This window comes from Bradyrhizobium sp. LeoB3 (assembly GCF_055456055.1).
Window position 1 is genome coordinate 1 of the sequence record NZ_JBVBEF010000136.1, and the last position, 15,407, is coordinate 15,407.

The 15,407-nt window shown below is 59.0% G+C and carries 14 protein-coding genes; 3 read left to right on the top strand and 11 right to left on the bottom strand.

All coding sequences use genetic code 11. The annotated features are described in order from the left end of the window. The 9 genes from ACZXDY_RS41205 to ACZXDY_RS41245 form a co-directional block, all read right to left on the bottom strand. Window positions 1-443: transposase (locus ACZXDY_RS41205; RefSeq protein WP_464349424.1), on the bottom strand; the 443-nt coding region annotated here is incomplete at its 3' end. A gap of 156 nt (window positions 444-599) precedes the next feature. Continuing rightward, window positions 600-1,082, bottom strand: a complete 483-nt coding sequence (locus tag ACZXDY_RS41210; protein ID WP_464349425.1) for a cupin domain-containing protein — start codon at window positions 1,080-1,082, stop codon at window positions 600-602. Between the two features lie 101 nt (window positions 1,083-1,183). Beyond that, the gene (locus ACZXDY_RS41215; RefSeq protein ID WP_464349426.1) at window positions 1,184-1,615 is read right to left on the bottom strand and encodes a cupin domain-containing protein; all 432 of its coding nucleotides are present in this window, start codon (window positions 1,613-1,615) and stop codon (window positions 1,184-1,186) included. Between the two features lie 82 nt (window positions 1,616-1,697). Continuing rightward, window positions 1,698-3,107 carry an amidase gene (locus ACZXDY_RS41220; RefSeq protein ID WP_464349427.1) on the bottom strand — a complete coding sequence of 470 codons (1,410 nt, stop codon included), beginning with the start codon at window positions 3,105-3,107 and terminating at the stop codon, window positions 1,698-1,700. Window positions 3,108-3,185: 78 nt separating this feature from the next. Next, window positions 3,186-4,397 carry a YbfB/YjiJ family MFS transporter gene (locus ACZXDY_RS41225; RefSeq protein ID WP_464349428.1) on the bottom strand — a complete coding sequence of 404 codons (1,212 nt, stop codon included), beginning with the start codon at window positions 4,395-4,397 and terminating at the stop codon, window positions 3,186-3,188. 92 nt (window positions 4,398-4,489) lie between these two features. Further along, complete coding sequence (locus ACZXDY_RS41230) at window positions 4,490-4,819, bottom strand: DUF302 domain-containing protein (RefSeq protein WP_464349429.1); 330 nt, start codon at window positions 4,817-4,819, stop codon at window positions 4,490-4,492. Between the two features lie 193 nt (window positions 4,820-5,012). Then, complete coding sequence (locus ACZXDY_RS41235; RefSeq protein WP_464349430.1) at window positions 5,013-5,471, bottom strand: MarR family winged helix-turn-helix transcriptional regulator; 459 nt, start codon at window positions 5,469-5,471, stop codon at window positions 5,013-5,015. Window positions 5,472-5,944: 473 nt separating this feature from the next. Continuing rightward, the gene (locus ACZXDY_RS41240; protein ID WP_464349431.1) at window positions 5,945-6,907 is read right to left on the bottom strand and encodes an alpha/beta fold hydrolase; all 963 of its coding nucleotides are present in this window, start codon (window positions 6,905-6,907) and stop codon (window positions 5,945-5,947) included. A 214-nt stretch (window positions 6,908-7,121) separates the two neighbouring features. After that, window positions 7,122-7,958 carry an alpha/beta fold hydrolase gene (locus tag ACZXDY_RS41245; protein ID WP_464349432.1) on the bottom strand — a complete coding sequence of 279 codons (837 nt, stop codon included), beginning with the start codon at window positions 7,956-7,958 and terminating at the stop codon, window positions 7,122-7,124. Window positions 7,959-8,771: 813 nt separating this feature from the next. Here ACZXDY_RS41245 and ACZXDY_RS41250 point away from each other — a divergent pair. Both ACZXDY_RS41250 and ACZXDY_RS41255 read left to right on the top strand, forming a co-directional pair. Then, a complete protein-coding gene (locus ACZXDY_RS41250) occupies window positions 8,772-10,019 on the top strand; it encodes a glycosyltransferase (RefSeq protein ID WP_464349433.1) in 1,248 nt (415 codons plus the stop codon). A 630-nt stretch (window positions 10,020-10,649) separates the two neighbouring features. After that, complete coding sequence (locus ACZXDY_RS41255; protein WP_464349434.1) at window positions 10,650-10,835, top strand: hypothetical protein; 186 nt, start codon at window positions 10,650-10,652, stop codon at window positions 10,833-10,835. Between the two features lie 356 nt (window positions 10,836-11,191). On the opposite strand, the gene ACZXDY_RS41260 is transcribed toward ACZXDY_RS41255, so the two are convergent. After that, complete coding sequence (locus ACZXDY_RS41260; protein ID WP_464349435.1) at window positions 11,192-11,377, bottom strand: hypothetical protein; 186 nt, start codon at window positions 11,375-11,377, stop codon at window positions 11,192-11,194. A gap of 280 nt (window positions 11,378-11,657) precedes the next feature. On the opposite strand from ACZXDY_RS41260, the gene ACZXDY_RS41265 reads away from it, so the two are divergent. Beyond that, entirely contained in the window at window positions 11,658-11,897 is a 240-nt protein-coding gene (locus tag ACZXDY_RS41265; RefSeq protein ID WP_464349436.1) for a hypothetical protein, read from the top strand. Between the two features lie 1,082 nt (window positions 11,898-12,979). On the opposite strand, the gene ACZXDY_RS41270 is transcribed toward ACZXDY_RS41265, so the two are convergent. After that, window positions 12,980-14,929 carry a response regulator transcription factor gene (locus tag ACZXDY_RS41270; protein ID WP_464349437.1) on the bottom strand — a complete coding sequence of 650 codons (1,950 nt, stop codon included), beginning with the start codon at window positions 14,927-14,929 and terminating at the stop codon, window positions 12,980-12,982. Between the last annotated feature and the right edge of the window lie 478 nt (window positions 14,930-15,407).

Below are 15,407 nucleotides of genomic sequence, written 5' to 3' on the forward strand. Positions count from 1 at the left end.
CTCGCATCAACTGCGAACCCTTCGCCGCCAACCAGGCGCTCCCGCATGCAGCGGCGCAAGACAGTCTCGAACACGCGACGGAAAAGATCGCTCTCTCGGAATCGGCCATGCCTGTTTTTGGAGAACGTCGAGTGATCAGGGACAGCACCGTCCAGACCCAGCCGGCAAAACCAGCGGTATGCCAGATTGAGGTGGACTTCGTCACAGAGGCGTCGTTCCGATCGTATGCCGAAGCAATAGCCGATTAGGAGCATCCTGATCATCAGCTCCGGATCGATCGATGGTCGTCCGATGTTGCTGTAGAACGGCGTCAGCTCCCGCCGCAGGTCTTCGAGCTCCACGAACCTATCGATCGACCGGAGCAGGTGGTCGGCCGGAATATGCCTTTCGAGTGAGAACTCATAGAACAGCGCAGCCTGTTCGACTTGCCGATGCCCCATCATGACCTTCAGTCCTGCCAATTAGACAGACTGAATCACTGATATCTCTGCGCCGCAACAGCCGCCTTTTTCAACGGAATCGGCCACAAACGGACATGCCTACGTGGCAACCGATGCGCGCCCACACCGCGCCGCCTTTCAGCGTTACCTATTCTGCCGCTACTTGAGCACCGTGTTCGTGTGTCCCTTCTCGACGATGTCGATAACGAGCAGCCTTGTCGGCTCCTCTCCTGCATTGGCGCCAGTGTGCCAACGCCCCACCGACTCCAACACAAAGTCTCCTGACCGATACGTCTTGCTTTGACCGGTTTCGGTGTCCGTCACGCGCAAACTTCCCGACAAGATGTAACCGTATCGTGGATACGGATGCTCGTGCTCTGGAAGGTTCGCCCCTCGGGGGATTTCGAAGATAGACGCTACCAGTTCCGCATCCTTTTGGGGCAATACGATCTTTTGCCCACCAGACGTAGTCGTCGTCGAGAGCAATTGCTTAATGGTGACGTCCGTTTGCTGCTGCGCACAGGCCGTTGAAGTAAACGATGCCAGCAATCCGACGGCCAGACATTGCAGGCTGCCGAACAGGGCAATTCTGCGCCACAGTCGGCGCGTCTTGGCGGAGATAACTCCGGAGAATCTAATCATTGTCAGCGGCTCTCAGTTTGGTGTGATAGCTCGGTAAATATTTGGGACATTGCCATCTCGGTAAGATGCGGATGCAGGTGCGGAAGCGCGCAATTACAGCGTTACGGAAGAGGTCCAACAATCTGTTGACCATTGCGCGCTGCGATCGTCGGCAGCATGTCCATATGCTGCTCGCGCGGATCCGGGATATTGTGGAGATCACGGAAGAACTCCTCGTGGCGGCGCGGCGAGGAGACCAGGATGTGCCTCGCGTCGGCCGCTCCCGCGTTGGTGAATCCGTGAACAACCCCTTTGGGCACGAGAACACGCGCACCGGGTGCCGCGACCTCAGTCTGATCTCCCACGAGGTACTTCAATTGGCCCTCCAGGACGATAAACAGCTTGTCTTCGCCCTCGGAGATGTGGGCCGGCGCGCCGAAGCCCGGCTTGATGGTCATATCCAGCACCGTGAACGAGCTTTCGTCCGGATTGACAATTTTGGTCGTGAGACCAGCAAATTCGGTCGTTTCGAAATTCGTCGTGATGGCACGCATTAATTAAGTCCTCGATTGGCTTCTGAGCTCAATAGATTTCATGAGGAATTGACGGGGGCGGGAAGATCCCGACCCTGTAGCGTTAGATGGCGGGGTGAAGGTTGCGGACGGGGCTCACTTCCTCGAGGAGCGAGGCAACCTTAAGCGCGGTCGATTCCGCGAACCAGGCGGAGGCGATTTGTACGCCGATCGGAAGACCGTCGTGGCTTGTTCCGAACCGCATCGACAGGGCCGGCATGCCGGTCAGGCTGAACGGTGATGTCGCGCTCATCACGTGGAACGGGGAAACCGTTTCGCCATCAATCACGAGGTCAGCGAGGCCATGCTTGGTCGCGGGGAACGGGGTCACCGGGCAGAGCAGCGCATCATATCGCTGGAAATAGTCGACGAAGCGGTCGCGGAGGCGCTCCACCGCCTGTTCGGCGGCGACGAAGTCGCCTATGGGCGTGTCAGGTGTGTCAAGGATCAATTTGGCATGCCTGAAGATCTGGGCCTCGTGGCCGGCGGTAACCTTCTCGAACTCAGGCCGGGCTTCCATCTGTTGGAGTTGCCAGAGGATGCTGTTGGCATCGGTCTGCTCCAGCACGGGCAACCGGACTTCCTCAACCTGGCAGCCGGCATTGCTCAGCGCATGAGCGGCTGCCTTCACGGTCGCGATAACCTCTGGATCGGTTGGTCCGAAGAAGCCCGGAGAGGCTAACCAGCCCACACGAACCTGATGGGGCGATGTCGTGCCCACCCCTGTATCGAAGCCGAGCGGGCTGATTGAGAAGCCGTCGGCACCGTCGGGTCCCGCCATCAAAGAATAAGCGAGCGCCACATCGCGAACCGAACGGGCCATCGGGCCGATGTGCCAGAAGCGACGTGGCACACGGGGCCAGTGACCTGTCATCGGCATTCGACCGTGAGTAGCTTTAAATCCAACGATACCGGTATGCGCCGCCGGGCCGCGCAATGAGATCGAGAGATCACTGCCCACGCCGAGTGGCGACATGCCAGCCGCGATGGCGGCGGATTCACCACCGCTCGATCCACCCGGGGTGCAGTCGAGGTTCCAGGGGTTGTTCGTTCGGCCCGTCAGGAAATTATCCGTTTCGATCGAGTAAGAAAATTCCGGCGGGTTCGTCTTTGCGATTAAGATGGCGCCGGCGGCCTTCAGCCTGGCTACGACGGTGGCATCGGTATCGGGCACACGCCCTTTGAAAATGGGCGAACCGCGCTGTGTCAGCACGCCCGCCGTGTCGATTCCATCTTTGACCGTGAACGGAACGCCATGGAGAGGACCCAATCGAGCGTCCGACTTGACCGCTGCCTCGGCTTTTCTTGCAGCGTCCAGTGCGCCATCAGCCATCGTCACAATGGCGTTTACCTTGGGATTGATCTCGGCAATACGATCGAGATGGGCCTTCATGACCTCCACCGGCGATAGCTCCCGATTGGCAACGAGTTCCGCAATGCGGCTGGCGTCTATCTGAATGATATTATCGGTCATCATCCTCTTCCTACGTTCACTCGGTTCACTCGATTCACTTGCCGGCTGCGTTCCGTCTCCCGGCTGGAACGCCGATGATCAATCGCCCGCCGGTTCGGGTTGGAAAGCCGCGACGACGCTCGCTACAGTGAGGATGCCGACGGACAACCAGAGACCGGCACGAACGCCGTTCGGTCCATCGGACAAAGCACCGCTGAGGAGTGGGCCGATGCATTGCCCAGTCCCGAACGCAATGGTCAGTGCTGCGATCGCTGCTGTCCAAGCGTGCGGTTTCGCCGCCTTCCGCACGAATGAGGTGACTGCGGCGATGACCGCGAGTACTGACCCTCCAAAAAGGATGGAGGAGAGATAGGCGCTTGCTGGTCCGTGCCAGATCAGCGGCAAGGCCGCCCCGGCCGCGACCGTCGCGATTGTTGCGCTTGCTCCCCAGCCACCTTTCAGGCGAGCGAGTATGGGGCCCCACGCGAACGCGGCGACAACGGCGGCTAGACCTAAGATCGCCCAGAATGCGGTAATCGATCCGCTATCGAAACCTTCATTGGTGCGCAAGTGCGCAATGATAAATGTGGCATAGGTGATGTATCCGGCGCCGAATAGCCCGTATGATAGTAGTTTGCGTGCCATGAAGCGGGCCGACCAGCCGCCAGGGGAGGTATGAACCTTATAGGAAGGTTCGGGTGTGCGACTTAGAACCAGTGACCCGCAAATGGTCGCAGCTAAGCCTAATGCGCCAAGAGCCAACCACCCGCCCCGCCAGCCTATGCCGGAAAGAAGCGGAGGGACTGCGAGGGCCGAGGCCGTAATGCCGATACCCGCCCCGGCAAAGTAGATGCCCAACATCGTCGGCGCGCGCGATCGAGACCCTCCTGAGGCTGCCGCAGATGTGAGTCCTGCGCCGGCGACAAAAGACACAGCTCCTGCAAGTCCAGAGGCGGCTCTCAAGAGAAGCAGGCTCGTAAAGTCAGCGGTGAGACCGGCCCCGGCTATGGCTGCGGATGTCAGGAAAAGGCCCAGGGAAAATGCGGCCTTGTCGCTCGTGCGACGACCAAAAGGGGCAGCTACGAGGGCCCCGATAAGATATCCAGCCGCGTTGGCGGTATTCATGGCGCCTGCGTCGGCAAAACTCCAGCCAAGATCAGCTTTCATCGATGGAAGCAACAGCGCGTAAGCGAACCGAGCGAGCCCAAGCGCAATCGCTGGGCCCATCGAAAGTCCGAAGATGACCCAGATTGGCGTCAAGAACTGCTTAGCTTCGTTATGCAGCGGCGCTTCCGAGCCACTGTGACCCATTATCAAGCCTTCTCGTACCCCACTGTCGGGCTCAAGAGGTTCATCGCCGTGCGGCTTCCGATGCGTATCCACGTCTCGGCTTCTTTCGGAAATTATGCTCTTACGCCTGTCACGGCTTCGCCGAGCGCCATCAATTTCGCATCAAGCTTATAAGCTGCATCTTGGACCGCCACGTTCCGAAGCCCGCTCATGAGGCTTGATGGCTTGTTGAGCACAAACCTCGTCTTCCCGTCAGAATGCTCATAGATCGCCAGTCTGACCGGCACATCGAGGCCCGCCTCGATGTCATGCCGCATCATTGTGATCGCGATCAGCGGGTTTCCGATCGTGTACATCAAAAACCAGGTCGGGCGCTCTTGCTTGCTGACCCACTCACCGTGATCGTTTGTCAGGAAACGTGTGAAGCCGCTGGGGCCCAGCACTTCACGAACTCGACGTTCGAAATCATCCTGATCACATGAAGCTGCAGGTATTGCTGGCCAACCTAATTCTTCAAGCGTTCCGACTTGTTCCTCGAAGGCACGAACAACGTCCTGGAAGCTCCGGTAGCTGACAAGGTGATATGCTCTACGGTGATCGGCTCGATCATGACTTTCTCCCGGATGCCATATTGATCTACTGAAAAGCTTCAGGAAGTTGCGCGCTCTCGGCGATGTCGCGCAGAGTCTTCCGCAAGCCAACCAATTGATTGTCCCCGAAGAAATGCTTGAAGTTTTCATGCGCGCCGGCCCAATAGCGCCGTCCGCGGACCACTTTATCTTTGCCGGCCTTCGTCAACTTGATGGGCCGACGGCGCCCATCCCGCTCGTCTTGGCCCAAGTCGATGAAACCGTCGCGTACAAGCGGTCGAAGTGTTTGACCGAGCGCGGACCGCTCCATGGTCAGGATCTCAGCCAGGTCACCAACGGTTGGTGGATCAGCTGATCGTCGTTCAAGCTCCGAGAGAACGTGAAATTGAGTGACGCGCAAGCCAGTTGGCGCCATCGCTTCATCATACAGCTGCGTCAGTCGGCGAGTGGCTGCACGCATCGCGGCCACGATGCACGGGCTTTCCGAGCGAAATGAGCGTTTCACGTATCGTTCTCCATCATGCACGCCCGGTTTACTTGAGCCGGCTCGCCGATTTGCCCTCAGTTATGGTTTACGGGGATATCCCCATATCGCGTTTGAGGGCATTTAGAGGGGATATCCCCTTATTTCAAGTCAACAATGATTGAACCCGGCGTGACCAACCCTTTGGCTTCCATCCTCCGCAGCAATGGTGCGGTATGACGCCAGCCCACGCCGGCGAGGTCAGCTTAGATTTCCGGACGGAGAAGCGATCCGAGGTCGAGCCTGTGAAGGTCATGAAAATTTACCTTTAAAATCAATTGGACAATAATCGGTCCGCACTGAAACAGCGCTAGGATATGCCGACAGCATGTCCGTTCAGGGTCACGAGCCGCAAAACTCCAATTGAGCAGAACAGGACCGCTCGTCACCCGGTAACCGACGTGACAGCGGACATGCCGCGACTTCGCGTGCGCGCCATCAACGGACTAAGTGCATCAGTTCTGTTTCAGGAATTCCAGGAGCGCATTGTTTACTTCTTTGGCGCGCTCTTGCTGAGTCCAATGACCGCAACCTTTCAAGACTATTGTCTCGCGAAGCAAGGGCACGAACTGTTTCAGGCTAGGGATGAGATGGTTCCAATTCGGCGATCTGTAAACCCCGTCTCGATCGCCAACGACATAGAGTGCCGGGACCTGAACCTTTGCGCCAGACCATGGTGCGAGCAGTTCCCAATTTCGATCAATGTTGCGATACCAATTCAGACCTCCTCCAAAGCTGGTGCGCTTGAACTCCTCGACGTAAAATTCGATGTCTTTGTCCGTGAGCCACGTCGGCAATGATTGGGTTGTAGGCTTACCATCAAGCCAACCCCCCTCACTAGGAAGCATCGCGAGCGACGCAGGATCTTCAACCGGCGCATCGCCGGATAGAGCAAACAATGTTGTCTTGATTGCGTTGTGGACGTCTTTTTCGAGTTCTGCCTCGGCAACGCCCGGCGCCTGGAAATACAGTTGATAGAAGCGTTGCTTTTCGGTCCGCGGCATGACGGTGCTTGGTCGGTTGGGACCACGCACCTGAAACGGCACGCTCAAGCCAACGACGGCCCTAAATCGATCCGGTCTGAACAGCGCGCAGCGCCAAGCGACCGGCGCTCCCCAATCATGTCCGACAACGACTGCTTGATCCGTGCCGATCGCGTCGAGTAGTCCGACCATGTCTCCGGTCAAATGCAATAGAGTGTATTGATCGATCGCATCCGGTTTGTCCGTCTGCCCGTAACCACGCATGTCGGGCGCGATGGCGCGATATCCGGCGGCGGCGAGCGCTTCCAATTGGTGCCGCCACGAATACCAGCACTCCGGAAAGCCATGGCAGAGAAGCACGGCGGGGCCGCTCCCTGCTTCGGCCAGGTGCATTCGAATGCCATTTGTCTCGATAAATCGATGCGAGATCGTCATTGCCAATCTCCGTGAGATCATTGATCTGACAGCTAATCAGTCACATTGTGAGCTCCAGCCACAGCCGAAGTGGCTCCGCCAACACCCAGTCGAACGGCGGACCGCCAAAACGACATGCTCTATGAATTTATTTTCGAGCCCGCACCGCGCCTCCGGCAGCATCGGAGCACGGCCGGACCGTTCCATTAGCCGAAGTTCCGACCAGTGTAGATGTCTACACGTCCGTCGTTGACATTGATCCCGTCACCCGGCCGATGAATGCGTCTATAATCTCGTTGACTGTATCGGCGTGCGTCAACGGACCCATATGGCCTGCACCTTCGATCTCGGCATACGCCGCTCTTGGCCACAGGCCGCGCAGCACGTCTATGACGGCCCGTGCGGCGGGTGTCGTCTGTGAACCGCCGATCAATTGGATAGGCATCTTCAATCCAGAGAGTGCCTCGACCGTTGCTCCGTATGGCTCGAATCCCGTCGGCCATTCGACGGGAAGCTTGGCTATACTTGCCCTCACCGCCTCGCGCTGCCTAGCGTCCATCGCGTCATACGCACCGAGGCCAACCCAATACTCGATGAAGCTACGCGCGGCTTCGTCAGCATCGTTCTCACCAATGTGGCGAAGTACGCGATCTGCAATAGCCTTGATTTCGGCATGCTCGGATAGCCTTCCTGCCGCGGCCAGCAGGTAGAAGAGGCTTGGCTCGACCAGTGTTAGGCTTCGCACCTGTTCCGGCATTCGGACGGCTACCCGGGCTAGAACGGAGGCTCCGAACGAGTGACCGACCATATGAACCGGCTGCGAGATCAGGCGCACGAGCGCTTCCACGATCGCAATCTCGTGCTTCATTAGTGGAATGTCGCCCGAGTACGCCGCTGTACGTCCGTATCCGATGTGATCAGGCGCGACCAAGCGATGGCGGCCCGACATTCGCTTGATGAGGGCTCGCCATTGTCCGCTTGAGGCAGCGGAGCCATGCCCGAGCACCACCGGGACGCCCGTACCTTCATCGCGATAATAGGCGTCGAGGCCATTCACAGAAATCTGCGGCATCGAGGCAGCCCCTCAGGGCGGCCCAGTATAAGTGCTATTTAGCAACAATGTAAGTGCGGTTGAGAGTCCGGACTTGTCCCCTTTGCGACCTGCCGGTCCGGCCGGATGTCCGGTCTACCCGAAGACAGTTCGCGTTCGACCAGGTCGCGCAACCCGGGACTCTGAAACGAACAAAGGCCCGGCCACTCCTTTCTGGAGCAGCCGGGCCAACGTTTTCCTGCAGATAACCGCGGGGAGATTCGCGGGTTCGACCCACCGCTGACGAGCAGCGGTTCTTATGGCGCGGGCATGCGCCGAATTGCAATTTGCTGGAAGCTTTGCCGACGCGCGCCGCGTACGGGTGAAGTCGCCACTAGGTTGGTCAGAACCTCGTCGATCGTAAGGTGGTTCGGAATGACCGAATTGGACGGTTCCAGTGCGTTCCCGTTGTGGCAGCAGGATTGCGCCGTGAGACTTACGCTGCGACTGAAGTCTCAGCGGTATGGCCTAGTCGGCCCGCGATGGGTTCGACGCCGCGGCGACAGCGTAAGCATCACTGGCGTGCCGCCCGCCCAGTTGGCAGAAGCGAGATTGGCGGAATGCGCCGGCAACACAGAACTGCAACTCCGCTGTGAGGCGGGGAGGGCCGGACGCGTTCACGTCCTCGCGCGCCATTACAGTCGTAACCAATCCCTTCACCTCCGAAATGCTGAGGTAGCGAAGCCGGCCGAGATTGGCGATCTCGTCCACGCGATGCGGCCGGTCAAGGGCTACCCACTACCACCACCTCGCCCCGGCCTGGGAGTGGTCTGGCAATGAAGGAGACGATGCACCGTGTCGTATGATTTTCTTCTGGTATCGTGGGGTACTTCCGGCAATCTCAATCCCCTGCTGACCGCCGGTCGTCAGTTGCGGCAGTGCGGACATAACGTCAGGGTGATGGCGGACCCGGCGATGCGTGACGAAGTCTTGGCCGCTGACTTCGACTTTGTCACCTGGCGCCGTGCGCCGACCGGACGAGCCGCGGACCCCGCGGACGTCTCCGGCCTGCGTGATATGTTTCGCCGCACCATGGCGGATCCAGCGCACGACTATGCGGCTGACATCAAGGACGAAATAAGCAGAGCCGCGACAGATGCCGTGCTCAGCATTGATTTGTTGCTTGGCGCAGTGCTCGGCGCAGAAGCCGCGGGCGTGCCCATCGCCCTGCTCTCGCCGCATGTCAGCCTTCGGCCGCTCGCCGGGGTGCCGCCCGCCGCCAGTGGCCTCGCGGCGCCGCAGACGGAGCAGCAGCGAGCTGACGTCGACGCCGCCGCTCAGGAGATGATGGCGCTTTTCGACAGCTTCCTGCCGAGCTTCAACGCCGCCTGTGCGCGGATGGGCGTGCCAGGCCTTTCCCATGTCCTCGACCTATTCGACAGGGCGACGCGCGTGTTGCTCGCGATCAGCCGTGCATTCGATTTCCAGGCCGACTGGTTGCCCGCCAATCTGCGCTACGTCGGTCCGCTGCTCGATCAGCCGAGTTGGTGCGGGTCGTGGCGCGCGCCCTGGTCGACGGATCGGCCGCGTGTGCTGATCACCGGCAGCACCGGCGCTCAGGGACAGGGCGAGCTGGTGCAGAAGATCATTCATGCGATGGGTCAGCTTGACGTCGAGGCCGTTGCGACTGCCGGTCCGAACCTGGACGTCAATAGCCTTGAGACCCCGGAGAATGTGCATTTGCTTCGAAGTGCACCGCACGATGCGGTAATGCAGGAAGTTTCGCTCGTCATCAGCCAGGGAGGTCACGGCACTGTCAACCGCGCGCTCGTCAACGGCGTTCCTCTGCTGGTGCTCCCGATGGGTCGCGATCAGGGCGACAATGCCGTCCGCGTGGAGGCCAAGGGCGCTGGCCTACGGCTGCCCCCGGCTGCTTCGGCAGAGGAGATCGCTTCGGCAGCTGCGCGGCTGATACTGGAGCCAGATTTTCGGCTAGCTGCGCGCCGGCTCGGTGACGCTATCGCAGCTGACATCCGCAGCTCGGGACTAGTCGGAGAGATGGAGGCTATTGCCGCAATGCAGAAGCGCCATCGCGCAGCGTAACCCCACTTATCGATCGCTCCGGCTCCCGAAAGCGCGTCGTCCTCACGAATAGGAGAAGAAAGCGGTGATCGCCGCCAATCGCACGCGCTTCCATTTGCCCGACGGGCCGCTAACGCCGGGGCGTCGCTCCCTCTCCGCCGAGCCGGGGCTGGGGACGTAGGCGATCGGCTATAGGTTGCATTTCTCCTGTAGAGCACGCTCCGACTGATAACAGTGCACATAGTGCCGCGCCATCTTTGACAAGCCAGGAACGAAACCTGTCGCTATCATCCAATCTTGGCCTCCGGTCCGACTGCCCCTAAGCCCCCGGCCCGAGGAAACCAGCCGTGTGGTTGGCGGCCCCAGCTGTCACAAGCTGGGGCCGTTTCCGTTGAGCCGTACAGCGCTACTCGACTTCGCCTTTGGGATTAGCCAGCAGCATGGACTAACGTAGATCAATGAAGCTTGGTGGCCGTGGGACTAAACCACGGGGCATGAAACGCAAACGCAATCGAGCCAAGCAAACCACTTCACTCCAGGCGCGGCTGGTCAGCTTAGCCCAGAAGCTACTCAGGCAAGCGGCCCAAGCGGAACAGGCTGCCGAGTTAAACGAGGCCCTCAGTTTGGGCCCGCCGAAATGAGCTTTGACCGATGAAAGACATGCAGGCGCACTTGGAGAAGCTTCGAAATGAAGCCGAAGAGTGCGAATTGATTAGCAAGCTAGCGACCAATGGGACCAAGAAGGCGCTGTTTGCCAGGCTCGCCGAACATCACCGAGCCTTGGTCAAGGAAGTCGAGGAAGCCATAGTGGCGTCCTCGCTAAGCACAAGCGATTGAACTACCCTTCGATAAAGATTGCTCGGCCTCGCCGCCACTGGTGGCCTCACTGCCCCTCTAGCTTCTTTTCGATGTAGGCGTTGACTGCATCGGCTCAGCTTCGCTGACTGCCTAACACAGCATCGCGCTGTTTCAGAACGTCTTGCTGGAGACACTGGAGATCGCTTTTCCTGGCCGGAGCGGGTGTCGCGTCCCAAATTCATTGATGGCCCTTTCGGCCAACGGAATGCCGCTGACGTCTCCCTTGGCTATCAAGCGACGCAAGATAGCCAGACAAGCATCAATGTGTCCCATGTTGCGAATATGCGCTCCACATCGGCCTCTTTGTCATGGGCCAAACCACCCATCGCGATAGCCTATCGAGGCTTCTTGCCCGACTTTTGTTTCGTGCTCGCCTTTTCCTTGGCCTTGAGCACGTCGGCCTGACTGCGGTACCCCTTGGCAAGATTGAGGAAGGTTTCTGAGATTTCGGCATCCGAGAGCGACAGCGCGATCCGCTTAGCCCTTTTTGCCTGTTTTCGGAACTGCTTGGCTTCCTTCACTTTCCGCACTCCCGAGCCGAGCACAAGTCCCGCCCGCACCACACCGGGCGGGAAGAGTTTCAATCTCGGCGGTCGTCGAGAACCGACTTCGCGGAAAACATAGCATTAGTGCGAACCAGAGAGGAAGGCGGTCGGCCGAGACCAGCCGTGTGCAGGCATCGAACTCCGTGCGTACTTTGAGTCGAAAGCTTTCTTCAAACACATCTTTTGGTTGGATCAGTTTCGGCCTAACGTGGCTTGGCCTGCTGATTTTGAGAACGCACAGATGAAATACAGGTTGATGGCATTCGCTGCCGTACTTGCTAGCAGCACCTTCGCCTTTGCTGACACTCCAGTGACGCCGGCGGAGGCCGACAAAATCAAAGCTACCTTGGAGGCGCTTGGCTGCACGGGCGGCAAGATGGAGAAGGAAACCGAGGGCAGTGGCTACTTTGAAATCGATGTCGCCAAGTGCAAGGACGGACAGTACGACATCAAGCTCGATCGGGAATTCAAGGTGATCGCGATGGCCCGCGATTAGGACCGGTCAATAAGCCGGTCTGCCTATAAACTGATGTGGCCTACTTCCCTGGCGGCCGCAGTCCCGGCGAGTTAATCCACTCGTAGATATGGGCAGCCACAGCAGCTTGGCGCTCTTGCCGCTCCAAATCAGGCGCCCGCCTTCGGCCCAAGAACGTGTCTGGGCTAGGTTGGCGAAGAATTCTGCCGACGTCCGCACAAGCTCGCGCGTCTAAGCAATTATTTGGCTGAGTGACAGATGTTCGTTTGGATGGGTATCTAGCATGCTTTTCTCCCGTTGCTTATGCAGGCGGGAGCGCTATTGGTTTCTCAGCCACCGACGCCTACGGACGAGCCTTGGCCGGTGATGTAAACACCATAAGCCGCTTGCCGCACTGTTCGAAGGCAATTGGTGTGCATGCGACAGTGGAGCCAAATACGACAAACTCCCTGACCCATCGACAGACTCGCACAGCGGCTGTTCCCTCGTCCGATACGATCGTCTGTTCGCGCAGCTCGGCAGTCACTTCGTGAGTATAGGCGATCAGGCCGTCTTTGCGCAGCCATGTGAGCGCTTGCGTGCTCGAGATTGAGCACGGCCGGGATGACCGAGGTTCGAGGGAGGCCCTAAGATTTTGCAGGACGGAGGCGCGCTCGCTCGTCCAACTCTTGGATTTCCGCTTCAATCTCGGTGGCCAATTCGCTGATGTTTTTGAGCGTTTCTGGGCCTCGAAACTCGTCAGAGAGCGCGCGACACCTCGCGAGCTTAACTTCGAGCTCCCGTCTTTTTGTTAAGAGGTCCATGCGCCGCTCTGCTGTCATGAAACATCGGAAGCTTATAGTTTCTGCTGTGCTTCGCCAATCAGGTTCCTCTGTGCAGAATAGCCGTAAGAACAACCATGCCCTCGGCTCCGTGTTGGCCCGGCCATGGCTATCGGCCCTTCGGGTCATTCGCGTCGATTTTGCAGCGCCTCGTCAATGGCGGTTTACCACTGACAGCTGACGTAGATAAGCACCGGGGTTGCTCGTGATGGGCCCGGAGCGGATATAGCCCTGCTACTCGATCATCTCGTCGGCGGCGCGAGCAGCAAGACCAGAAGACAGCTACACAATTAGATCGTGCGTAAAATGGTGCTCGGCTCCTCTTGCGCCATCAACGACGTTTTCCCGCGCGAGTGAAATATCAATCAGGGCCGCATCCTGGATCGGCGCCGGTCCATCGTGTCCGGCAACGTGCTGGCTAAGTGTTATCGAATCCGGTTCGTGGCGCACATGTACTTCAAAGATATCTGAAGCTTTGGAAGCTGCCATCTCATTCTTGAAATGAAACGAATCTCCGAGCTCTGGGGCAGCTGCCGGTTCTGCGTGCCCGGCGTCGTCGATAGAAACCTGGTTCTTGCCTCCACCGTTCTGGCTCGCTTCCGAATGCGGGTTGTTGGAGGCGTTTACCGGCGCCGCGTGCAAATCACGCTGCGATTCGCCGGGATTGGTAGCGTTCAGTGGTGAGGCGCCATGCTTGGCGTGCGGCTCGGCAGCCGCGGAGCCGTCTTCAGAAGCGTGCAAATCGCGATTCGATTGCCCATGATTGGAATCGTCTCCCGGTGCGTCATGCTTGGCATGCTGCTTGGCGGCTGCGGAGCCGCCTTCAGAAGCGTGCAAATCGCGATTCGATTGCCCATGATTGGAATCGTCTCCCGGTGCGTCATGTTTGGCTTGCTGCTGAGCGGCTGCGGAGCCATTTTCAGAAGCGTGCAGACCGCGCTGCGATTGACCACGATTGGAATCGTCCCCCGCACTTGGCGGTGTTGTGCCATGCTCGGCATGCTGCGACGCCTCGGTTGCGGTCTCGCCGAAACCGCCGTGATCGGTAGTGCCCCCGGCGCGGACGTTGACGGGCGCGGAACCTTCGTAGATCGTGTCACCGCGATTGATAGCATCATCTGATTTTGCGTGAAGAGAGCTATCTTCGCCGTGGCGGCTCCCGCTATCCTCCCTTGCTTCTGCCCCGAGAATCTGAGGTTCATCGCCGTCTATGGCGATGGTATCGCTTCGGGGAGTTTCGAAGGCAAATGACCGATCGTATATTCCGGGATTTAGCCAAGCCAGGTTATCGAAACCATCGAGGTTCGCATCGGTGCTGCTGGAGCTATCGAGGCTTACCAATTCCTTGGTGCCGTCTGCGGTAGCTGACCCGAAGACATCGGCAAGGTTATTGCCAAGATCGAACGCTTGCGCGGGGCTGCAGACGATGTCGAGCTCGTAAATCAAGACTGCGGCCGCCGCCATCATGAAAGCGCTATAACTGCCCGAGCTCGGCCTTGGAGAGTTGAGTGCCGCCAACGCACTCGTGCTGGCGGCAATATCGGCGCTGGAATCGACGAGTTTGCCGGTCGGTGTCGGCGTGCCCGCTGCGGAATTCTCGGCTCGGCCGGCCTTGCTCATGGTTCCAGCCGTGGTGCTCGAAGCACCGGCAGATTTTTTGGGATTGATAACGATGGTTACGACCTCGGCGGTGCCGTCTGCGGCCATTACCGTGAAAGTATCGGTAAACGTATGGCCGACTGCGTTCGGATGCGCGGCGTGAACGTCGTCTAGCGCTGCGAAAATCAGGGCTGCAAGCGCGCCGATTCCGCCGGAAAGGCGCGATAGGGCGAGCGCTGCGAGCTCCGTCCGGTTGTTGATCTGAAGCTTCTGAAATATGCGATCGAGGTCCGCCTTGATGGTGCCAGGCGAGACATTGAGTTGGCGCGCAATTTCTTTGTTCGACAAGCCGTAGGCGACCAGACGCATGATCTTCCGCTCTTCGACCGTCAAGACTGCCAGCACATCTTCACCAAACGTCCCATTTTCTGCCTGCGCCCGGTCGGGCCGCGGCGCCACTAGCCTCAGGGACTGCAGCACGGTTTCGGGCTTCGCGCGCATCGAAATCGCGTTGCAAGCACCGGCCGCGATTGCGGCGGCGAGGTCGCCACGTGCGACGGATGCGGTGTAGAAGACAAGCCGGGTAGGAAGGTTTTCGGCATTGACAACGGCGAGCATTTCAGATGCCGTCACGTCAGAAAATCCGTCCTCTACAAGCACAACATCGGGTGCTAGATTCCGAACTGCTTCGAGGCAGCTGGCTCCATCGAGACAGGACGCAACGAGCTCGAAGTCGGGCTCCGCCGCAAACAGCGACGCAAAACCCTGCAGAACGACAGGGCGTCGATCTGCTATGACCAGTCGGATCCGACGCATTAGCGCTTCCCTCGCCGGCATCTCGCTGTAACCGCGCCCAAGGAAATGCATCCTAGGGAATGGACGTGCACTTCAAAAGCAGCGCGGCAACGCACGATACCGCGCATGGTTCCCGGATCATTGCTACGCCGTTCCTACTCGCCATTGAAGGCGTGGCCCGCATCCGGCCAAATGCCTAATTAGGGTCAAATGCCGATTTCAACTCGGAGTCACGTCCGCTAGACTGTATGTCCCCTCCACAAAATGAGGCGACTCACCCTCAATGTTGCGACGAGGGTTGCCTGGATGGACCGGG

Bases quoted from the DNA above. Each gene is read 5' to 3' on its own strand.
- ACZXDY_RS41265 (WP_464349436.1), top strand. From the start codon at position 11,658: ATGGCATTCGCTGCCGTACTTGCTAGCAGCACCTTCGCCTTTGCTGAC.
- ACZXDY_RS41240 (WP_464349431.1), bottom strand. From the start codon at position 6,907: ATGACGATCTCGCATCGATTTATCGAGACAAATGGCATTCGAATGCAC.
- ACZXDY_RS41215 (WP_464349426.1), bottom strand. From the start codon at position 1,615: ATGCGTGCCATCACGACGAATTTCGAAACGACCGAATTTGCTGGTCTC.
- ACZXDY_RS41255 (WP_464349434.1), top strand. From the start codon at position 10,650: ATGAAAGACATGCAGGCGCACTTGGAGAAGCTTCGAAATGAAGCCGAA.
- ACZXDY_RS41220 (WP_464349427.1), bottom strand. From the start codon at position 3,107: ATGACCGATAATATCATTCAGATAGACGCCAGCCGCATTGCGGAACTC.
- ACZXDY_RS41245 (WP_464349432.1), bottom strand. From the start codon at position 7,958: ATGCCGCAGATTTCTGTGAATGGCCTCGACGCCTATTATCGCGATGAA.
- ACZXDY_RS41225 (WP_464349428.1), bottom strand. From the start codon at position 4,397: ATGGGTCACAGTGGCTCGGAAGCGCCGCTGCATAACGAAGCTAAGCAG.
- ACZXDY_RS41210 (WP_464349425.1), bottom strand. From the start codon at position 1,082: ATGATTAGATTCTCCGGAGTTATCTCCGCCAAGACGCGCCGACTGTGG.